Here is a 19,578-nt window from a genome sequence, read left to right on the forward strand (position 1 = left end):
CAGCAGTAAACTTAAGGCTATTTAACCATATTTAACAGATGATCACACGCTTATTATTTATTTCCATCTTGACCATGACTGTCACATTATTATCCGCTCAAGGGACAAAAATCCCTCTTTATGTTGGGACCTATACTTCAGATAAGGGTAGTAAGGGGATTTATGAATTTGAGTTTGATACTCAAACTGGGGATGCGAAACTCATCAGAGAAACAGAAACTCCGAGTCCTTCATTCATTGACCGGAGCAGTAGATTTTTGATAGCTGCAAACGAGCTTACTGATGGCAATCAATCTATTTCTTCCTTTGCGATCACTGATAATGGATTGAAATTCATCAATAAAGTGGGAACTGGAGGATCTGCACCTTGTCATATTGTGATGGATAAGGAAAGAAAATTTGCTGTGGCATCCAATTATCTAGGTGGCGCATTGGATTTGTTTTCCCTAGCAGATAATGGCGAAATATTATCAAAAGAAGATACGAAGACATATAATGGTTCTAGCGTTGACAAGAAACGCCAAGAGGCATCACATATTCATTCAACTTTCATCGGGCCTGATAAACTTTTATATGTATCAGATCTAGGTGCTGATAAAATCTATGTCTTGGATGTTGTGAAGGATAAGGATGGGAAACTTCAGTTTAAAGAGGTAAATACATTAACCAGCAAATTAGGTGGAGGGCCAAGGCATATAGCTTTTCATACGAATGGGAAGTATTTATACTCCTTACTTGAAATGACAGGGGATATTGAGGTGTTCAAGAAGGTTGGGAAGGGTTGGAAATCACAACAAGTAATATCCATGCGAACAGCAGGCTTTGATGGCAAGAGTGGAGCGGCTGACCTGAAGCTCTCATCTGATGGAAAATTCCTTTATTCTACAGACCGGGTTGATGCTAATACAATAACGGTATTTTCTGTAGCTAAGAATGGTACGCTGAAGCAAATTCAGGTAAGTTCTGTTTTTGGGAAAGGTCCTAGAAATTTCAATTTCAGTCCTGATGAGCGTTTTGTATTGGTTGCCAATCAATTGACAGATGAAATTGTTTTATTCCATAGAGATAAAAAATCGGGTTTGCTAAGTGATTCAGGAAAACGGATTAAAGCCTTTACACCAGTTTGTATCTTGTTTTGATTTAATCAGTTGCATCATCTGTGTCTGCAATATTATCCTCAGCGAGTTTGTCTGCTTTCACAGGATCACTTTCCAAGCAGTGTGTTTCTTTGTTGTACATTCCTTTCAGGTCGTCAACTACCGTTCCTTTCCAGAGTGGAGTTCCGATAAAGTAGGCTGCTTTTGCGATCATGTGTGCAGCAATAGGTGCTGTCAATAGTAGAAAGAATATAATAGCTATTGATTTGGTTGTTACAGACACATCATCTGGGAACATAATGGCTGCACAAATCAATAATAATCCGACACCTAGGGTGGATGCCTTAACTGTTACAGAAAGGCGTAAATAAAAATCTGGCATCCTTAATACTCCGATGGAGGCAAAAAGGATAGAAAATGCACCTACCGTGCTCAATATTGCTAGAATAATATCAATCATCTTTTTGTTTTTCAATATAGTAAGAGAAGGCAATTGTTCCTAAAAAGGCAATCAGTGCCAAGATTATGGCGACATCCAACAGCACTTCCTGTTCTTGTCTGATACTATAGACTGTAATAATACCAATTCCTATGGTTATTATCAGGTCCAAGGCCATTACTCTATCCACAACCGATGGGCCTTTGAACAGACGTATAAACACCAATAGTACCGAAATGGTTAATATGGGTAATATGACAAAATCGAAATAGGTTTCTAAACTCATCGTAAAATCTCTAATAATTTCCGTTCTACCCCTGTTTTGAGCGTCCTAATAAATTGTTCCTCATCCTTTAGATACATGACATGGATATAAATAGCTTTTTTATCGTCACTAATGTCGATAATAAGAGTACCTGGTGTCAATGAAATAAAGGTTGCCAAAATATTGATTTCAAAATCTGTGGTTGTATTTACCGGATATCTAACAATACCAGGTTTGAAAAAATATTTTGGTGTGATTACATCATATGCAACTTGTACATTCGCTTTAATCAGTTCGTATAGGAAGAAGAAAAAGAAACTGATGATTTTTGGGACACGATAGAAATAACGTTGATCCGTTTCATTTCTATTCATGATCCATAATACACCAAACCCTAGCAAGTATCCGAAGATAAAGTTAGAATAAAACAGGGATCCAGTAAGTGCTACCCAAATAAAGGATAGCAAGAGGTTCATTAAAAAAAACTTGATCATTGTTCAAAAGCTTTATCGCCCAAAACGGTACGGATGTAAGGGCTTGTGTCCAACAATTCATTCGTAATTCTATCAACAACGGTTATAATATTTTCTGCATTAAAACCTATATATAGTGTCACCGAGCATAAAATCAGAATCGGCAATACAATCAATATCTTTTTAAAAGGGGGTTCATCCTTGAATTTATCTTCATAATTTACACCTTCAGGCACATCTTTCCAAAATACGTCGGCCCACATTTTTGAAATCACATACATGGTAACCAAACTTCCTATTATTAAAGCAGCAATAAAGAAGTATTGTTTATCAACGAATGCTTCTTGAAATAAATAGATCTTTGGCCAAAAACCTGAAAGTGGAGGGATACCGACTAAGGAGAACAGCACTAATGCTATCATCAATGAAATGAGGGGATAACTTTTATATAAGCCGCCTAATTTTTGTGTATCCATTGATCCTCTGACCAATCTGATAAATCCAGCGATCAAGAACATATTTGTTTTAACCATGATATCGTGCATCAAGTAAAACACAGTTCCCATGAGTGCCAATTTAGTAAACATGGCAATACCACCCAACATAAATCCAATGTGGCAGACAATCAGATAAGAGAACATCCGTCGAATATTCGTTTTAATCAATGCTCCAAATGCTCCAGTCAAAACGGTTAAAACAGCGAGTGCCATAAATAATGTTCTGGTAAAATCATCTGGGATGAAAATCAAACTGAATACTCTTAAGATGGCATATATTCCGAGTTTTGTCAACAAGCCTCCAAAGGTTGCCGCTACTGCAGATGGAGGTGTATGATAGGATGAAGGCAGCCAATAATACAATGGGAAAACAGCAGATTTAATACCGAATCCCAGAATAAAAAATATCGAGGTAATTCCTACTAATGCTTTATTGTCAAAATCCCTGATTTTTAATGCAAGGTCCGCCATGTTCAGAGATCCAGTAATTCCATATAGGATGCCGATTCCTGTCAAAAAGAATGTCGAGGCCAAGATGTTCATGGCCATATATTTCACTGCTCCTTCTAACTGTGCTTTTCGACCTCCCAAAGTCATTAAAACGAATGAGGAGATTATGACTACCTCAAACCAAACGTAGAGATTGAAAATATCACCAGTCAGGAAAGCTCCGTTTAATCCCATCAATAGGAAATGGAAAATTGGGAAATAACCGTACAGCATTCTTTGCCTACTTAAGCCTACAGAAGAAAAGATGGATACTGCAAAACCTGCTATGGATGTCAAGAGAACCATAGATGTGCTGAGTAAATCGGCTAGGAATACAATTCCAAAAGGAGCCTCCCAATTGGATGCATTCATATGCAGAGATCCTTCAGTGTAAACTTTAGTAAATAAACGGATGGCAATCAAAAGGCCGATAAAGGTACCACCGACACTAAGAAATCTTTGTGATACGGTTTTCCTCCAGGCAATTAATTGGATAATGGCTGTAAAAAGATGTATGAAAACAGGTGCTAAAATGTGATTATCTATCATATATCTTCTTCTTCCGGCGTGTTTAAATCGTCCAAATCATCTGTGTCTACTAATGCATAGACACGCTTTAATAATACAATGGCAAATGCTGTCAATGCGAAACTGATTACAATGGCAGTGAGGATCAATGCCTGTGGTATTGGATCCGCATATATATCTTGAAAAACATTATGATTAGGGTCTATTACTGGAGGTTTCCCTTTCGTAAGAGATCCCAATAAGAAAATCAGGATATTAGTTCCGTTTCCGAGTAACATAATTCCCAACAATAGTTTTACCATGCTTCTTCTCAGGATCAAATAGACTCCTGCAGCATATAAAAAACCTAATACAACAACTAATAATAACTCCATCTCTTAATCTTTGGTTAATGAAATGGTAAATAATATTGTCAATACAACACCAATAACGACCAAGTATACACCCAAGTCAAAAAATAAAGCTGATCCAATCATTCCGATTACAGGCACTTTTTCTTCCCACCATAATCCAGTCATTGGCGGCAGGCCAAAAAATGTTGGCATAACGACACTTGTCGCTGAAATTCCTAATCCTATTGGAATTAATGACAATGGTTTTCTTCTCAATATTTTCATTGTTGCTTCGGTGCCATTGGCGAAACTGTGCAGCACAAAAGCTATGGAGGCTACTAATCCACCAACAAATCCTCCTCCTGGATAATAATGTCCTCTTAATAGAAGAAAGAAAGAGAACAGTAATAAAATAGGCAACAAATACCTAGTTGCTGTTTGCAATATTATACTTCGCATATCTTTATTCTTTTTCTGAAGATTTCAATCTTAATTTTAATAAGCTGTAGACGCCTAATGCCGCAATCCCTAAAACGACAGTTTCAAACATGGTGTCAATCCCTCTAAAGTCCGCTAAGATTAGGTTTACGACATTCTTTCCCTTAGCTAATATATAGGCGTTTTCGCCATAGAAATCACTGGTTTGGGTTTGAATTGGTTCATATAATACCTTCAGTGCTATTATAGATAAAATTGCTCCAAATCCCAGTGCGACAACACTGTCGCGATATCTTTCTCTAGCAGATGCCAGGTTTAAGAAGCTAGGTAATTTGTAAAGGACCAATACAAATAATACAGTACTTAAAGTATCAATAGTAAATTGGGTCATAGCAAGATCGGGTGCACTGTAAAATACATACATCAAACAGATACAATAACCAATCACACTCATGGCTACTACTGATGTTAACCTGGAAGGCGTTGCGATGACGATTACCAATGCCCCCAATAAGATAATTACCACCGCCACTTCGTAAATTGTAAGTGGTGTAAGGTTTTCAAAATCTATTTGGATTGGTCCACTCTGCCATAATTTATAGATCAACAATGCTTCAGCAAAAAGAATGATCTTCATGTGATATGATCTCAAATAGCCATTGTGGAAAAAGTTGGTAAACCATTGAGAAAAACGAACTATATCATTGGCATAACCTGTAATAATTGTTTGCGGAGACAATCGTTGAAATTTTTCAATATAATTTACTTTGGCTTCACTTGGTTTATTGACCATGTAGAGGAATGTTCCTGCAGCCAATGTCACCAAACTTAAAACCAAAACTGTATTGAACCCGTGCCAAATTGCCAGATGCATTTCGGTGTCTCCACCGAAAATAGAATTTGCTGCTTGGTAATTGATGAAATTGCCTGCCAAACTTGGCACAAGACCGAATATCAAACCTAGGATGGCTAAGATCAAAGGTGTTATCCACATTGATTTATAAGGAAGATGTACCTTAGCGTATTCCTGAGGCAAAGGTCCAAAAAAGGGCTTAAACCCAGCCATAAATCCGGCTGCTACTAAGCATATATTGGTAGCAACAGCAATTATTGTCAAGATTAGGATCCAATTTTTTTCTGCGTGCAGGGTTGCTTCATAAATTAAGTCTTTTCCAATAAAACCGAATGTTGAGGGCAATCCAGCACTGCTCAATGCCGCCAACCCAGCAGCTAAAGCTACAGGACCCAAAACTTTCCGTAAACCAGCAAGCTTAGTGATGTCTCTAGTATGAGTTTCATGATCTACAATGCCGGTAACTAAAAACAAGGTAGCTTTATACAATGCATGGACCAATATAAATACACTTGCCGCTATCACAGCTTCTTTTGAGCCAACACCTAACAGAAATACAAGAATGCCGAGAGCAGAAATGGTAGAATATGCAAGAATCGATTTTAAATCTGTCCGAAATAGAGAATGGATTGCTGAATAAAGCATGGTAAATCCTCCGACTCCCATGAGGGTATAGCTCCATAATTCTGTTCCACTTAGAATCGGGAAGAACCTAGCCAATAGATAAATTCCTGCCTTTACCATGGTTGCTGAATGCAGGTACGCTGAAACTGGCGTGGGAGCTTTCATTGCTCCTGGTAACCAAAAATGAAAAGGGAATTGGGCCGATTTTGTAAAAGCACCTAAAAATAGCAAACCTAAAATCAGTGGATATTGAGGGTGTTCTAAAATTACATTTCGATATTCTATAAGTTCTGAAATTCTAAATGTTCCCGCAACATTACCCATCAACACCAATCCTGCAAGGAGAAAAAATCCCCCCATTCCAGTGATTGTCAAAGCTGTCATGGCACTTTTTCGGGATGCTTCTTGGTCGTTGTTGAATCCTATCAAGAAGAATGAACTGATACTGGTGAGTTCCCAAAAAATAAACAACAAGAAAATATTGTCAGATAAGACAAGGCCTATCATTGCTGACATAAAAAGATAGAGATACCCAAAGAACCGATCATAATAGGGGTGACCCTTTAAATAAGTTCTTGCATAGAAAAATATCCCGGTTCCAATCCCGGTGATTAGTAGGCAGAACAATAAAGATAGACCATCAAGTTTTAAGTCAAAGTTAACACCTAATGAAGGGACCCAATTTATTTCTTGCATATAGTTTAGTCCATTCGCAATTTTAGGGATATAGCCTAAGTAGTAGCAGAATAGTACTGTTGGGACCAATGGCAATAATATACTCCAAGATGATTTAAATCGTTTGCCGAATGGGATTAGCAAAATCGAAGAAATCAAACCTAAAAGTATTGTAAATAACATGGGCGTTCTCTTAAAGAATTATGGGATTGGGTTAAAAATAATAAAAAACAGGAATTTTTCGTGTTAAATTAAGATTAAACCTTAAAATTTATAGGGAAAAATCTAGTTTTCTTGGTAGTTTTAAATAATCAACTTTTTAATCATTATGAAATGTAAACCTATCTCATTTTGGTCCATATTTTTGGGATTTCTTTTAATTAGTACCCAATCATTTGGTCAAGAAAATTATGTCAAACCTAAATTAATTAACAACGAATCATGGTCATTAGTTTTGATCCCGGACCCACAAACTTATGTGAAGTATGACAGGAATGTCGGGGTCTTAAATTTAATGACATCATGGATACGAGAGAATGTAGATTCTTTAAATACTCAATTCGTTCTTTGTACAGGCGATTTAGTAGAACAAAATGATTTATTAAATCCAGATGGAAAGGCTGCCAATCAAAACAGTAAACAGCAATGGACCAATACGAGTGAAGCTTTTCGCAAATTAGACAATCATGTTCCTTATGTATTGGCTACCGGTAACCATGATTATGGACATGTCAGTGCGGAATATCGATCCACACAGTTTGATAAGTATTTTTCACCCGAACAGAATGGATTTAATGCAAAAGCACTTCGTGAAGTAGGGCCGGCATTAAATGGAAATTCTTCTAATGTGAATGCTATTTATGAATTTCAAACCCCTCATCCAAAGAAAATATTGGTTATGGTACTGGAATTTGCACCTCGAAATGAAGTTATTGACTGGGCAAAGAAAACATTGGCACAACCAAAGTATGAAAACCATGATGTCATATTGTTAACTCATACTTATTTGGATAAAAACAGTAATCATATTAAAACTGAGGGATATAAAATTGGAGATTCAAACTATGGTGCTGCCGTATTCGAGAAATTAGTGAAACCTTCAAAAAATATCAGGATGGTATTCTCTGGACATATTGGTGAACCTGATAAATTTGATGGTCACCTCGGCTTCAGACAGGATAAAAATGCTGCAGGCAAGACCGTTACTCAAATGACATTCAATGCCCAAGCAATGGGAGGGGGTTGGTTTGGAAATGGTGGCGATGGATGGTTGAGATATTTGGAGTTTCTACCAGATGGAAAAACTGTTAAGGTAAAAACCTTTTCACCATTATTTGCCATTTCACCAGGAACACAAAACCTAGCTTATAAAAAGGAAAAAAACCAAGAATTTGAATTTTCCTTGGACTAGAAAAATTGTTGGGCTAAAAAGAGAGCGGTCTAATCATGAAAGATTCGACCGCTTTGTTTTTGCTTCGGCTCCGCTCAGCAACCGTGCTTCGGCTCCGCTAGCAACTTATTATTTTTTCATTTCTTTTGCGCCTTCAATAATTGCTTCTACCACTGTTGGGTCTTGCAGAGTTGAAGTGTCACCTAAATTTTCCAATTCTCCTTCGGCAACTTTGCGCAATATTCTGCGCATGATTTTTCCTGATCTGGTTTTAGGAAGATCTGTTACGAATTGAATAATATCAGGTTTTGCAATTGCTCCAATGATGCGAGTCACTGTTTGCAAAATATCTTGTCTAGTTTTTTCAGCATCGATGTGGTGATTTGCAATGACATAGGCGTAAATACCTTGGCCTTTTACTGGGTGTGGGTAACCTACAATTGCTGATTCAACAACATCTGAGTGCATATTGATTGCATTCTCTACTTCAGCCGTTCCAATTCTATGGCCTGAAACATTCAATACATCATCTACACGGCCTGTAATTCTATAGTAACCTTCAGGGCTTCTATAACAACCGTCGCCCGTGAAATACATATTTTCATAGGTTGAGAAATAAGTTTGTCTACATCGTTCATGGTCACCCCATGTCGTACGCAACATACCAGGCCAAGGGAATTTGATACATAGGTTTCCTGATACATCATTACCTTGAATTTCTTCTCCATTTTCATCCATTAGACAAGGTTGAACTCCCGGCAATGGCAACATCGCGTATCCTGGTATTTCAGGTGTAATACCAGCAATCGGAGTGATCAAATGACCACCATTTTCAGTTTGCCACCAAGTATCTACGATTGGGCACTCGCCTTTGCCGATTTTGTCGTGGTACCAGTTCCACGCTTCTTCGTTGATTGGTTCACCAACAGTACCAAGGACTCTCAAAGAGGACAGGTTTTTTCCTTCTAGGAAATCGTCTCCAAATGCCATCAACGAGCGAATTGCAGTTGGAGCGGTGTAAAGGATGTTCACATTATATTTGTCAACGATGTCCCAAAAACGTCCTGCATCCGGATAAGTTGGTATACCTTCGAACATTAAGGAAGTAGCACCTTGTGACAATGGCCCATAGATAATATAACTGTGACCTGTGATCCATCCGATATCTGCCGTACAGAAATATACTTCTTCAGGTTTGTATTGGAACGTATTTGCAAATGTGTAGCCTGTATAAACCATATAACCGGCTGTGGTATGCACGACACCTTTAGGCTTTCCTGTTGAGCCAGATGTATAAAGAATAAATAAAGTATCTTCAGCATCCATTTCTTCAGCGGGACAAGCCGGGTTACCTTGTGTTTCTACCTTTTTGATTTCATCTTCCCACCATACATCACGTCCTTTAATCATAGATACAGGGGTACGAGTTCTGGTCAGTACGATTACCTTTTCTACGGTGTCACACTGCATCAAGGCATCATCAACGATAGACTTCAATTCCAATATTTTCTGTCCACGGAATCCACCATCTGAAGTTATAACCAATTTACATTCAGCATCATTGATGCGGTCTGCAATTGATCTAGCGGAGAAACCACCAAACACTACATTATGTATGGCTCCAATTCTAGCACAGGCTAAAACAGCAATAACCAATTCAGGCACCATCGGTAAATAAATACATACACGGTCACCTTTACGGATATTATTGTTTTTTAGAACATTGGCAAATTGCTCTACTTTTTGTAGCAATTGCTTGTAAGTGAGGATTCGGTGTGCTTCATTCGGGTCATTGGGTTCCCATATAATGGCTGGCTGATCTCCTAATTTATAAATATGGCGGTCTAAACAGTTTTCTGTAATATTTAATTTAGCTCCTTCGAACCATTTTATGTCTGGATCTTTAAAATTCCAGTTCAGTACATTGTTCCATTTTCTTTTCCAAAAGAAATGGTCCGCCACCTCACTCCAAAACGCTTCTGGCTCTTCTACACTCTTATTGTAAGCTTCTTGATACTCCTCAAAAGATTTTAGCTGAAAATTCATTTTTTAATAAAAAATTATAGGTCTACATTATCTTTACAACAGGAAATTATTTAATTCGGTCAATTAGTTATTTGCAGCGGAAAAAACAAGAACCTGTTTAGCTAATTTAATTTTTTTTCGACTGAAATGCTAATTTTTGTACGTCAGGAACAAATATTGAGTGTTAAATGTTAGCCTAACATGATAATGGGTTTGAAAAAGATTTATTATTTTTTGGTACATACCAACCTGTTGATTGCATTTGCCGCTGTGGCACAATGTGCCTTGACGTATTATGTTCTGAACTTTCCTGTCAATAGCCCTATTCTATGGATTGAGGGGGCGACAACTTTGTTGCTTTATAATTTGAGTTTATATCTGTCACTTCCCCAAGACCCCAGTAAATCTCCCTACCACCGGACTCGGTGGATTGGGAAAAACATGTGGCTTTTCTGGACTTTTAGTGCTGTATCCTTTCTGATTACTATTTGGGCACTGTTTCATGTTCATTTTTTAACATTGGTTTTTTTGGGGTTTATAGGTGTAATCAGTCTTGCTTATGCTGTACCTCTTTTAAAAACAAAAGGTAAATGGATCTCCATGCGCCAGGTTCCTGGGCTCAAGGTTTTTTATATTGCACTAGTGTGGTCATTAAGTAGCGTCGGCTTGCCAGTGGTAGAACTATTTGCTAATGGTGCAGATATCAATTGGTATGCGGCAAATTATTTAGGATTGGTAAAGATTGTATTCCTAGTTTTGTGTACTTTGCCCTTTGATATCAGGGATTATGAACAAGACAGTCTCTATAACCTAAAAACTGTTCCCATATTATTAGGAAAGGAGCGAGCAATCAACTTATCTTATGGTATTGGGCTATTTCATTTAATCTTGATTGCCTTATCCCCAAACTCTTTAAATGTTAAAATTGGTCTATTATTAACAACGATGTTGATTTTGATCATGCTGAGATTCATAATCTATTCCAAGGAAAAACATTATCATCATGTTTATCTTTTAGATCTTTCTCTGATCATTCAATGGCTATTGGTCTTATTATTTATTAAGATGTGAGATGATTTTATCCGCCAAAACATCTGATAATTTGTAATAACTTTCAAACGTCCAGCCCGCCACATGTGGGCTTAGCAATACATTTTCTCTATTGATAAGGTCTTGATACCAGTCTTGATCGGCTAAGGACGGGAACTTTTCTATCGGTAATACATCAAAGGCAGCCCCAATAATTTTTCCTTCATCCAATTTTTTGAGTATAGCTGGGATATTTACAATTCCACCTCTTGCGCCCATCAAGAAAAATATTGGTTTCCTGAAATGGTATAAATATTCATCGTCCACCATTCCTTTTGTTTCTCTCGTTAATGGAATATGGAAACTCAATACATCCGCTCTTTTTACAACTTCTTCCATCGAAACTTCCGTTGCATATTGGTCAGAAAATCCTGTTTTATATTTATCGTAAGCAATTACATTGACATCAAATCCCGATAGTTTCTTGGCCATTGATTTGCCATTATGGCCATAACCAATCAAAGCGACCGTTCTACCTTTTAATTCATAGCCACGGTTTTCTTCCCTTTTCCACAAGCCGGTCCTTACTTCTTTATCTCCACGGTTTAAATTGTTCATTAGGCTTAGCAACATACCGATCATATGTTCTCCAACAGCATCTCTATTTCCTTCATTGGCAGGAATAAGTTTAATTCCTCTGCTTTCAGCGTATAATTCATCGATATTGTCCATTCCTGCACCAGCTCTTCCAATCATTTTAAGAGAAGGATTCAGGTCAATAAAGTCTTTGTCGACTTGGAATTTTGACCTAATAATTAACCCATCATACTCAGGGATCAATTTTTCTGCACCTATTTTGTCTATTTCGGGTTGATAATTGAATTTTACTCCTGCTTTGCTAAGTTTTTCTAATAGAATTTCGTGTATATCGTCAACAATTAAGATGTTCATATGCTGTAATGTTATTTCATGAAGTCTTGTTTGAAAAGCTTAATCAATGCCTGCTGATTCATCCGTTCAGGCATGATTTTCATCATGTTATTTCTTAATGAAATTAGGAATTTATTCTCCCATTGCGCTACTTCACCAATAAATTTTGAGGTGTCAGTAATATATTTAGTTCTCTTTAATCTTCTGGATTCAAAGGATTTAAATGCATACTTTACAGATTTGTTTTTTTGAAGTTCATCTGTCAATACTGCTACATCTTCCATCGCTTGGCAGGCCCCCTGTCCCATGTTTGGAGTACATGCATGAGCCGCATCACCAATAATAAGGATATTATCAAATGCAAATTGATTTAATGGTTTAATATCTATGATATCACTCCAAATAAGTTGTTCATTATTGGTTTGAGAAAGTACTTCTTGAATTGGGTGATGGTAGGAAGAAAACTGTTTTTTCAGATCTTCTATTGCAAAATTTTTAAAGGTTGGGTTCTGCCGAGGTCCATTTATACAAGCATACCAATAGATTCTATCATTGATTAAGGGAGTTAATCCAAATCTGCCTTTATCTCCCCAAGTTTCTGTTCCTTTTTGAAGTTTTAAAGATGAATTGTCTATTGTTGCTCTCCAGCAGCTATAGCCAGCATATCTAGGTTTCGAATCGGGAATTAATTGTTGTCTTAATGGAGACTTGACACCATCGGCAATTATTAGATATTTAGTCCTATAAATGGAACCATCCTCAAAATACAGTTCGATAAAGTCTGTGTGTTGCTTGAAATGTATGGCTCTTTTTGCTAATGATAAATTGATTTGATCAATCTTGGAAAGTAAGAATAAGTGTAAGTCAGATCGGTGAATGGCGAAGTTTTTCTGGTCATATTTTTCGGAAAGTTTTTTTGTATTGGGGTTGACCAATATTTCCCCGTTTTTGTCCAAGATAGCAAAGGAATCTAGATAGTATCCAATGTTTTCAATTTCATTGCGTAGCCCAATATAATCTAAGGCTTGCATGGCATTTGCTGCCAAGCCAAATCCTGCGCCAATTCCCTTCAGTTCTTTTGCTTGTTCAAAAAGGTGGAATTCACGATTTAGGTTTTTAAGGGCAATTGCTGCCGTTAGGCCAGCCACCCCACCACCGATTATTGTGAACTCACTTTGAACTTCCATGATTAAAGTTTTGCTGCAATTTCATTGGTCAAGGCTTCGAAATCCTTAACTGACAAACGCTCAGCCCTCAATTCATAGAGTGGATTGTCGCTCATCCGATCCTTTGGAACCACTGCAGAAAGTGCATTTCTCAGTGTTTTCCTTCTTTGATTAAATCCTGCCTTTACGACTCTCCAAAATAATTTTTCATCACAATCCAATGTTTCACGGTTATTTCTAACCATTCGCATTACGCCTGATAATACCTTTGGCGGAGGGTTGAATGCCCCCGCTTTGACGGTAAAAAGGTAGGAAACATCGTAATAAGCTTGTAAAAACACACTCAAGATGCCATATTCTTTATTGCCTGGTTTAGCAACACATCGTTCAGCAACTTCTTTTTGAAACATGCCAACCATCTCAACTACTCTATTTCTTTCCTCTAATACTTTGAATAAGATCTGTGAGGAAATGTTATAGGGGAAATTTCCAATAACGGCCATTTTATCGCCAAAATATTGGTTGAAATCGAGGTTCAAAAAATCTCCATGAATTAATCGATTGTCCAATTCAGGGTATTTATCTGCTAAAAATTCGATCGATTCATCATCAACATCAATTAGGAAAGTTTCATATTCTTTATTTTGTAATAAAAAATCGGATAAAACTCCCATACCCGGTCCTACCTCTAATACCTGTTTGAATCCAAGTGAAGGAGTTAAAGCCTCAACAATTCGTTGTGCGGCATTTTTATCGTTAAGGAAATGCTGACCTAAATGTTTTTTTGCGCGTACTGAACCCATAGGATGTATTTGTCACAAAGATAGTGTTTTTAGCGTTGTGGGAATTTAATTTAATCGTCCATTTATAGCTAAATGGCAATTCAAGCATAATGTTTATGTTTTTTTGCTATTTTTGACTATATCTAAAAGCATTGACGATGAGTGAAAAATTAAAAATTGGTATTTCTGTAGGTGATATAAACGGGATTGGTTTAGAGGTTATTATCAAATCCTTGATGGATAGCAGGGTAATGGATTTCTTTACACCGATTGTTTATGGAAACACTAAAGTTGCTTCATTTCATCGTAAAGCGATTGGCGTTAATGATTTTAGTTTTAATGTAATCAATTCAGCGGAACAAGCAAATCCTAAACGTCCCAATATGATTAATTGTTGGCAAGAGGATGTCAAGATTTCCCTTGGAGAGCAAAATGAAATTGGCGGTAAATATGCTTTTATATCCTTACAACGTGCTACTGAGGATTTGAAAGCGGGGGTAATTGATGCTTTGGTTACTGCCCCGATCAACAAACACAATATTCAACAAGAAGGGTTTAATTTTCCTGGACATACCGAATACTTACAAAATGCATTTGATGCAAAGGACGTATTGATGTTTATGGTTAGTGACGAATTGAGGGTAGGTGTAGTAACAGGTCATATTCCTGTCAAAGAGGTCTCGGCAGCTATTTCTGAGGATAGTATCCTTCATAAGTTAAGAATGATGAACGAAAGCCTTAAGAAGGATTTCTGGATTCAGAAGCCTAAGATTGCTGTTTTGGGATTGAACCCCCATGCAGGCGATGATGGTCTTATTGGTACAGAAGATCGTGTTATTATCCGACCTGCTATCGAAAAGGCGAATGCTGAGGATATCTTTTGTTTTGGGCCTTTTCCAGCGGATGGATTCTTTGCAGCAGATGCGTATACCAAGTTTGATGCAGTTTTGGCGATGTACCATGATCAAGGCTTGATTCCTTTCAAACATATCGCTGCTCGCAATGGTATTAACTTTACTGCTGGTCTTCCAGTTGTTCGTACGTCACCCGACCATGGTACGGGTTATGATATCGCTGGGAAGAACTTAGCCTCCAATGCATCTTTCTTGGAAGCTATTTTTGAAGCTGTTCATATTGTAAATAGACGCAGAGAACAAGAAGTACTTACTGAAAATCCACTTGCCTTCCGCCGATTGTCAAAAGATCGCGATTAGGTAAACATTTGTATTTACTAAAGGTTCCACCTATTGTTGTCTATAAATTTCATTACTTTTGCACTTTGTTGCTATGAGTGAGAATTTAAGTCATCCCATTTTTCCTATAATTAAAGAATTGGCCCAAACAGAGCAAGTCGCTTGCTTTGTAATTGGCGGATATGTGCGTGATAGAATAATGGGTCGCCCATTTAAAGACGATATCGATATCCTTGTTTTAGGAAGTGGAATTGATTTTGCCAATAAATTGGGTGAGAAGCTTAACACCAAAGTTGCTGTTTATAAATCATTTGGCACAGCAATGTTAGTCTATCAGGGTCTTCAAGTAGAGTTTGTTGGTGCGAGAAAAGAATCCTATAGAAAGGATTCGAGGAAGCCTATTGTAGAAGATGGCACTCTTGAGGATGACCAAAATCGTCGTGATTTTACCATTAATGCTATGGCATTTTCATTGAACAGTGCAAATTATGGTGAGCTGGTGGATCCATTCAATGGAGTTGAAGACATTAAAAACAGGATCATCAGGACCCCTTTGGCACCAGATATTACGTTTTCTGACGATCCATTACGAATGATGCGTGCTATTCGATTTGCGACACAGCTGAATTTCAGGATTGAAGCCCAAGCACTTAATGCTATCAGCGAACAGGCAGATCGCATTCAAATTATCTCTAAAGAAAGAATTGCGGACGAACTGAATAAAATTATTCTAGCTGAAAAACCTTCTATCGGGTTTAAGTATTTATTTGATACTGGACTTCTGGAGAAGATATTTCCTGCGATGTATGATTTACATGGAGTAGAATACATTGACGGGAAAGGGCATAAGGACAATTTTTATCATACTTTGGATGTTTTGGATAATGTTGCTGAAATGTCTTCAGACCTGTGGTTGAGATGGGCTGCTATCATGCATGATATTGCTAAACCTGCTACGAAAAGGTTTGACAAGAAAATTGGGTGGACGTTTCATGGGCATGAAGACAGAGGAGCTAAAATGGTTCCCAAGCTGTTTGCAGATTTGAAGCTGCCTTTAAATGAGAAGATGAAGTTTGTTCAAAAACTTGTCCTACTTCATTTAAGGCCCATAGTATTGGTGAAGGATATAGTTACAGACTCTGCGGTAAGAAGGTTGCTGTTTGAAGCTGGGGATGATATTGATGATTTGATGTTGCTATGCCATGCAGATGTAACTACAAAGAATGAATATAAGAAGAAGAAATATAGGGAGAATTTCGACTTAGTAAAACAGAAGTTGAAAGATGTAGAGGAGAGGGATCATTTAAGAAATTGGCAGCCTCCCATTGATGGGGAAGATATCATGAAAACATTTGGCATTGGGCCAGGTCGATTCGTTGGTATTATAAAGAATGCTATCCGTGAAGCGATTTTAGAAGGGGATATTCCAAATTCCAAACAGGAAGCCTTCAGTTTCATGGTAGAAAAGGGTAAAAGCTTGGGTTTAACTCAAGTTTTATAGAAATTGATTTTTTAAAAAAATATGTATTTTTAAAGCTTGAAATATAGCTTAATCTAATAAACACATTAAATAACATGGCGATTTACAGATTTAGAATAACTTTTGAAGACTACGAAGATGTTTATAGAGAAATAGATATGCCTTCTAAAAGTACTTTTTTGGATTTACACAGAGAGATTCAAAAAACTACGGGTTATGATACTGAGCGTTCATCCTCATTTTATGTAAGCAATGATCAATGGAAAAAAGGGATTGAGATTGCTTATTTGCCAAATGATAGAAAAAAAGCAAATGGGGTTTTGAATGTTGAAGAGATCCGTTTAAGTAAATTTATTGATGATCCACATCAAAAATTCTATTATACGTATAATTTCGACCGTCCTTATGATTTTCACGTTGAACTCATCAAGATTTTAAAAGAAGAAGATGGCAAGGAATATCCTGCGCTTTTCAAGAAGGTTGGTGAAGCTCCAAGAAATCTAACAGCAGCGAATTTTCCTATCAGTCCAGATGATGACGATGAAGATGAATTTGTAGCAGAAGAGGGTGAAGAATACGGAGTGGATGAAGAGGATGATTACGATATGTTTGATGATGAGGAAGGGGAAGAGTCTGAAGGTGGAGAATCAAATAATTCAAAAGAAGAAGATTATTAATATTTATAATATTTAAATTCACAATAGATGGTAGATTAGTCTATCATCTATTTTTTTTGACAGTATCTGTTAGTGAATAATGAGTAAAAAGAAAACTTTGATTGTTGTTGTAGGTCCTACAGCTGTTGGTAAAACAGCTTTAGCGATCGATCTTGCCAATCATTTTAAAACATCGATTATTTCTGCAGATTCAAGACAATTCTATCGAGAAATGAGCATTGGAACTGCAAAGCCTTCGGTTGAGGAACTTGCTCAAGCTCAGCATTATTTTATCGATTCACATTCCATTTCAGAAGAATATTCCGCTGGGGATTTCGAACGTGAGGCATTAGGCTGTTTGGAAGATCTCTTTGAAAACAACAAAATAGTTATTGCTGTAGGTGGTTCAGGTTTGTTTGTGCGGGCATTAACAGAAGGATTGGATGACCTGCCAAAAGCTCCTGAAGGAGTTCGAAATTCTTTGAACAATTGGTTTAAGGAAGAAGGGTTGGAACCTTTGAAAAAAAAATTACAAGAGATAGACCCCTCTTATTATTCTAATTCGGATATTGACAACCCTCAACGTGTTATTCGGGCGATTGAGGTTTATGAAGCAACAGGAAAGCCCATTTCCCATTTTATGACCAATCAAAAATCACAAAGAGATTTTGAGGTTTTGACCATTGGCTTAAATATGGATCGGGAAAAATTATATGAGCGTATTAATCTCCGCGTAGATCTAATGATGGAAGCTGGGCTCCTAGAAGAGGTAAAATCATTAGAAGAATTCCGACATAAACCAGCTTTACTCACTGTAGGATATGCTGAATTATTTGAATATTTAGATTCTAAAATTTCCCTCGAGGATGCAATCTCTCAGATAAAGCAAAATTCAAGAAGGTATGCCAAAAGGCAGATAACTTGGTTTAAGAAGTATGGAAATACGAATTGGTTTCAACCAGGTGAAACAAAGGAGATAATAGAGTTTATCGAAGAAACTATAAAAGAAAAATAGCCCTAAGAAGGGCTATTTTAATAATAGTGTATATGTACTAATAGTTAGATGGATTAGTCATTTGGGATAGAATTGATATACTCGATATCATCGTCTAATAATCCAGATTCTGAATCTGTGACATTCCAAAGTATGTTTTGTAGAAAAGCAACGATGTCTTCATATTTATCCATACCATCAGTTTCCTTAAAATATTGTTCAATATTTATCTTTTTATTTTTCAATCTGTTGATTAAATCATGAAGGCTAGATGAATTTGAAATCACGGCAAGATCATATTTCTCACTTGGTGACGATGATGATTTCGCTGCATTACCACAATACATGTGAAGGTCTAACAGGATAGTTTTATTAGCAGGAATATCTATTGATGTTTTCTTCAGGAGAACACCATTTTGATAGGTTCCAGATCTTGATTTGATGACTAATCCTGCTGGTAGTTCTACTTTTCTGTTGCTAGAAGTTGTGTTTTTCAAATTTATTCTCACACGTACATAATACCCGCTTCCTCTTGAAAAATCTGTTGATACTTCGGCTGGCGATTCAGCTTTTTTAGCATTATTTTTTCCGCTGGCTCTTAATTCTCTTGACTTTTGTTTTGCGGTAGTATTTATATCGCCTTCATATCCGATGATTTCACCTACTTGTTCAATTCCTTCAGGCAACTTATATTTTTGTCCTGTCAATTCTCCTTCGGCTTCGCCCAATCCAGGAATCTCACCAGGTTTATCTTCAGTAATTTGTATTTGGTCATCTCCCTTTTCATCTTTGCTACAAGAAGTATTCAATAAAAATGAAATTGCCAAAACGAGCATAAAAGGAATAGTGTATTTCTTTTTCATAGGATTTAAATAAGGCACTTGTTAGTAATGGTTCAAAGGTATAGTATAATGATTAGGGTATAAATCAGTACTGTCCTAAATAAATATTTTGGCATAAAAAATCCATCTCCATTCGTGTTCAATTGAAGAATTCGGTTAATTACTGGAAAGGTATCCTATGTGTGTTACTAAAAGAGCACATATTGTCCTTTTTTATCAGGTGGTTTTCCTGAAATGAACGGATCATCAGCCCATTTCCACAGATCAATTTTCACGAATATGTTCATCCTGATAAAGTTGACCAGATTCGAGAGGTTCCAATTGTATTTTGCCTTCTTCTGGATGTACTTAAAGAGCAGGATCCCGATAAGTGCAGTCCAT

General features: G+C 37.0%; 19 protein-coding genes and 1 pseudogene. 7 read left to right on the forward strand and 13 right to left on the reverse strand.

From position 1 onward, the window contains the following. The first annotated feature begins 38 nt into the window (after positions 1-38). Complete coding sequence (locus tag CRT24_RS19605; protein ID WP_099372780.1) at positions 39-1,139, forward strand: lactonase family protein; 1,101 nt, start codon at positions 39-41, stop codon at positions 1,137-1,139. A gap of 1 nt (position 1,140) precedes the next feature. Here CRT24_RS19605 and mnhG read toward each other — a convergent pair whose 3' ends face one another. Genes mnhG through CRT24_RS19640 form a run of 7 tightly spaced genes read right to left on the reverse strand, consistent with a single transcriptional unit; the run spans position 1,141 to position 6,893 of the window. Further along, positions 1,141-1,557, reverse strand: coding sequence for a monovalent cation/H(+) antiporter subunit G (gene mnhG, locus CRT24_RS19610; RefSeq protein WP_099372781.1), 417 nt, complete (start codon positions 1,555-1,557; stop codon positions 1,141-1,143). Then, positions 1,550-1,822: a monovalent cation/H+ antiporter complex subunit F gene (locus CRT24_RS19615; RefSeq protein ID WP_099372782.1), complete on the reverse strand. Its 273-nt coding sequence runs from the start codon at positions 1,820-1,822 to the stop codon at positions 1,550-1,552. The genes mnhG and CRT24_RS19615 overlap by 8 nt, the downstream gene beginning before the upstream one ends. Further along, the gene (locus CRT24_RS19620) at positions 1,819-2,295 is read right to left on the reverse strand and encodes a Na+/H+ antiporter subunit E (RefSeq protein WP_099372783.1); all 477 of its coding nucleotides are present in this window, start codon (positions 2,293-2,295) and stop codon (positions 1,819-1,821) included. The genes CRT24_RS19615 and CRT24_RS19620 overlap by 4 nt, the downstream gene beginning before the upstream one ends. Next, positions 2,292-3,809, reverse strand: coding sequence for a proton-conducting transporter membrane subunit (locus CRT24_RS19625; protein WP_099372784.1), 1,518 nt, complete (start codon positions 3,807-3,809; stop codon positions 2,292-2,294). The genes CRT24_RS19620 and CRT24_RS19625 overlap by 4 nt, the downstream gene beginning before the upstream one ends. Then, entirely contained in the window at positions 3,806-4,162 is a 357-nt protein-coding gene (locus tag CRT24_RS19630; protein WP_099372785.1) for a Na+/H+ antiporter subunit C, read from the reverse strand. The genes CRT24_RS19625 and CRT24_RS19630 overlap by 4 nt, the downstream gene beginning before the upstream one ends. Before the next feature lie 3 nt (positions 4,163-4,165). Next, entirely contained in the window at positions 4,166-4,579 is a 414-nt protein-coding gene (locus tag CRT24_RS19635) for a Na+/H+ antiporter subunit B (RefSeq protein WP_099372786.1), read from the reverse strand. Between the two features lie 4 nt (positions 4,580-4,583). Continuing rightward, complete coding sequence (locus CRT24_RS19640; RefSeq protein WP_099372787.1) at positions 4,584-6,893, reverse strand: putative monovalent cation/H+ antiporter subunit A; 2,310 nt, start codon at positions 6,891-6,893, stop codon at positions 4,584-4,586. A gap of 145 nt (positions 6,894-7,038) precedes the next feature. Here CRT24_RS19640 and CRT24_RS19645 point away from each other — a divergent pair, with 145 nt between their 5' ends. Next, complete coding sequence (locus CRT24_RS19645) at positions 7,039-8,121, forward strand: metallophosphoesterase (protein WP_099372788.1); 1,083 nt, start codon at positions 7,039-7,041, stop codon at positions 8,119-8,121. A gap of 108 nt (positions 8,122-8,229) precedes the next feature. Here CRT24_RS19645 and acs read toward each other — a convergent pair whose 3' ends face one another. Beyond that, on the reverse strand, positions 8,230-10,146 hold the full coding sequence (acs, locus tag CRT24_RS19650; RefSeq protein ID WP_099372789.1) for an acetate--CoA ligase: 1,917 nt from the start codon (positions 10,144-10,146) through the stop codon (positions 8,230-8,232). 192 nt (positions 10,147-10,338) lie between these two features. On the opposite strand from acs, the gene CRT24_RS19655 reads away from it, so the two are divergent. Then, on the forward strand, positions 10,339-11,196 hold the full coding sequence (locus CRT24_RS19655) for a hypothetical protein (protein WP_144034621.1): 858 nt from the start codon (positions 10,339-10,341) through the stop codon (positions 11,194-11,196). Here the strand turns inward: CRT24_RS19655 and CRT24_RS19660 are convergent. The 3 genes from CRT24_RS19660 to rsmA are packed head-to-tail and all read right to left on the reverse strand — an operon-like array spanning position 11,179 to position 14,053. Next, on the reverse strand, positions 11,179-12,105 hold the full coding sequence (locus CRT24_RS19660; RefSeq protein ID WP_099372791.1) for an NAD(P)-dependent oxidoreductase: 927 nt from the start codon (positions 12,103-12,105) through the stop codon (positions 11,179-11,181). The two genes, CRT24_RS19655 and CRT24_RS19660, sit on opposite strands and share 18 nt — an antisense overlap. A gap of 11 nt (positions 12,106-12,116) precedes the next feature. Next, complete coding sequence (locus CRT24_RS19665; protein ID WP_099372792.1) at positions 12,117-13,271, reverse strand: FAD-dependent monooxygenase; 1,155 nt, start codon at positions 13,269-13,271, stop codon at positions 12,117-12,119. A gap of 2 nt (positions 13,272-13,273) precedes the next feature. After that, entirely contained in the window at positions 13,274-14,053 is a 780-nt protein-coding gene (gene rsmA, locus CRT24_RS19670) for a 16S rRNA (adenine(1518)-N(6)/adenine(1519)-N(6))-dimethyltransferase RsmA (RefSeq protein ID WP_099372793.1), read from the reverse strand. Positions 14,054-14,190: 137 nt separating this feature from the next. Here rsmA and pdxA point away from each other — a divergent pair, with 137 nt between their 5' ends. From pdxA to miaA, 4 genes are all read left to right on the forward strand, one after another. After that, the gene (pdxA, locus tag CRT24_RS19675; RefSeq protein ID WP_099372794.1) at positions 14,191-15,246 is read left to right on the forward strand and encodes a 4-hydroxythreonine-4-phosphate dehydrogenase PdxA; all 1,056 of its coding nucleotides are present in this window, start codon (positions 14,191-14,193) and stop codon (positions 15,244-15,246) included. A gap of 73 nt (positions 15,247-15,319) precedes the next feature. After that, complete coding sequence (locus CRT24_RS19680) at positions 15,320-16,726, forward strand: CCA tRNA nucleotidyltransferase (RefSeq protein ID WP_099372795.1); 1,407 nt, start codon at positions 15,320-15,322, stop codon at positions 16,724-16,726. 74 nt (positions 16,727-16,800) lie between these two features. Continuing rightward, positions 16,801-17,382: a hypothetical protein gene (locus CRT24_RS19685; RefSeq protein ID WP_099372796.1), complete on the forward strand. Its 582-nt coding sequence runs from the start codon at positions 16,801-16,803 to the stop codon at positions 17,380-17,382. A 79-nt stretch (positions 17,383-17,461) separates the two neighbouring features. Further along, a complete protein-coding gene (miaA, locus tag CRT24_RS19690) occupies positions 17,462-18,376 on the forward strand; it encodes a tRNA (adenosine(37)-N6)-dimethylallyltransferase MiaA (RefSeq protein ID WP_099372797.1) in 915 nt (304 codons plus the stop codon). Between the two features lie 53 nt (positions 18,377-18,429). On the opposite strand, the gene CRT24_RS19695 is transcribed toward miaA, so the two are convergent. Continuing rightward, complete coding sequence (locus CRT24_RS19695; protein WP_099372798.1) at positions 18,430-19,218, reverse strand: hypothetical protein; 789 nt, start codon at positions 19,216-19,218, stop codon at positions 18,430-18,432. Between the two features lie 167 nt (positions 19,219-19,385). Further along, positions 19,386-19,578 (reverse strand): annotated as a pseudogene (locus CRT24_RS20965) (IS4 family transposase); the annotation flags it as partial.

Source organism: Sphingobacterium sp. 1.A.5, from assembly GCF_002734235.1.
Classification (GTDB): domain Bacteria; phylum Bacteroidota; class Bacteroidia; order Sphingobacteriales; family Sphingobacteriaceae; genus Sphingobacterium; species Sphingobacterium daejeonense.

Coding starts and splice junctions, on each gene's coding strand:
- CRT24_RS19605 (WP_099372780.1), top strand. CDS start 39: ATGATCACACGCTTATTATTTATTTCCATCTTGACCATGACTGTCACA.
- mnhG (WP_099372781.1), bottom strand. CDS start 1,557: ATGATTGATATTATTCTAGCAATATTGAGCACGGTAGGTGCATTTTCT.
- CRT24_RS19615 (WP_099372782.1), bottom strand. CDS start 1,822: ATGAGTTTAGAAACCTATTTCGATTTTGTCATATTACCCATATTAACC.
- CRT24_RS19620 (WP_099372783.1), bottom strand. CDS start 2,295: ATGATCAAGTTTTTTTTAATGAACCTCTTGCTATCCTTTATTTGGGTA.
- CRT24_RS19625 (WP_099372784.1), bottom strand. CDS start 3,809: ATGATAGATAATCACATTTTAGCACCTGTTTTCATACATCTTTTTACA.
- CRT24_RS19630 (WP_099372785.1), bottom strand. CDS start 4,162: ATGGAGTTATTATTAGTTGTTGTATTAGGTTTTTTATATGCTGCAGGA.
- CRT24_RS19635 (WP_099372786.1), bottom strand. CDS start 4,579: ATGCGAAGTATAATATTGCAAACAGCAACTAGGTATTTGTTGCCTATT.
- CRT24_RS19640 (WP_099372787.1), bottom strand. CDS start 6,893: ATGTTATTTACAATACTTTTAGGTTTGATTTCTTCGATTTTGCTAATC.
- CRT24_RS19645 (WP_099372788.1), top strand. CDS start 7,039: ATGAAATGTAAACCTATCTCATTTTGGTCCATATTTTTGGGATTTCTT.
- acs (WP_099372789.1), bottom strand. CDS start 10,146: ATGAATTTTCAGCTAAAATCTTTTGAGGAGTATCAAGAAGCTTACAAT.
- CRT24_RS19660 (WP_099372791.1), bottom strand. CDS start 12,105: ATGAACATCTTAATTGTTGACGATATACACGAAATTCTATTAGAAAAA.
- CRT24_RS19665 (WP_099372792.1), bottom strand. CDS start 13,271: ATGGAAGTTCAAAGTGAGTTCACAATAATCGGTGGTGGGGTGGCTGGC.
- rsmA (WP_099372793.1), bottom strand. CDS start 14,053: ATGGGTTCAGTACGCGCAAAAAAACATTTAGGTCAGCATTTCCTTAAC.
- pdxA (WP_099372794.1), top strand. CDS start 14,191: ATGAGTGAAAAATTAAAAATTGGTATTTCTGTAGGTGATATAAACGGG.
- CRT24_RS19680 (WP_099372795.1), top strand. CDS start 15,320: ATGAGTGAGAATTTAAGTCATCCCATTTTTCCTATAATTAAAGAATTG.
- CRT24_RS19685 (WP_099372796.1), top strand. CDS start 16,801: ATGGCGATTTACAGATTTAGAATAACTTTTGAAGACTACGAAGATGTT.
- miaA (WP_099372797.1), top strand. CDS start 17,462: ATGAGTAAAAAGAAAACTTTGATTGTTGTTGTAGGTCCTACAGCTGTT.
- CRT24_RS19695 (WP_099372798.1), bottom strand. CDS start 19,218: ATGAAAAAGAAATACACTATTCCTTTTATGCTCGTTTTGGCAATTTCA.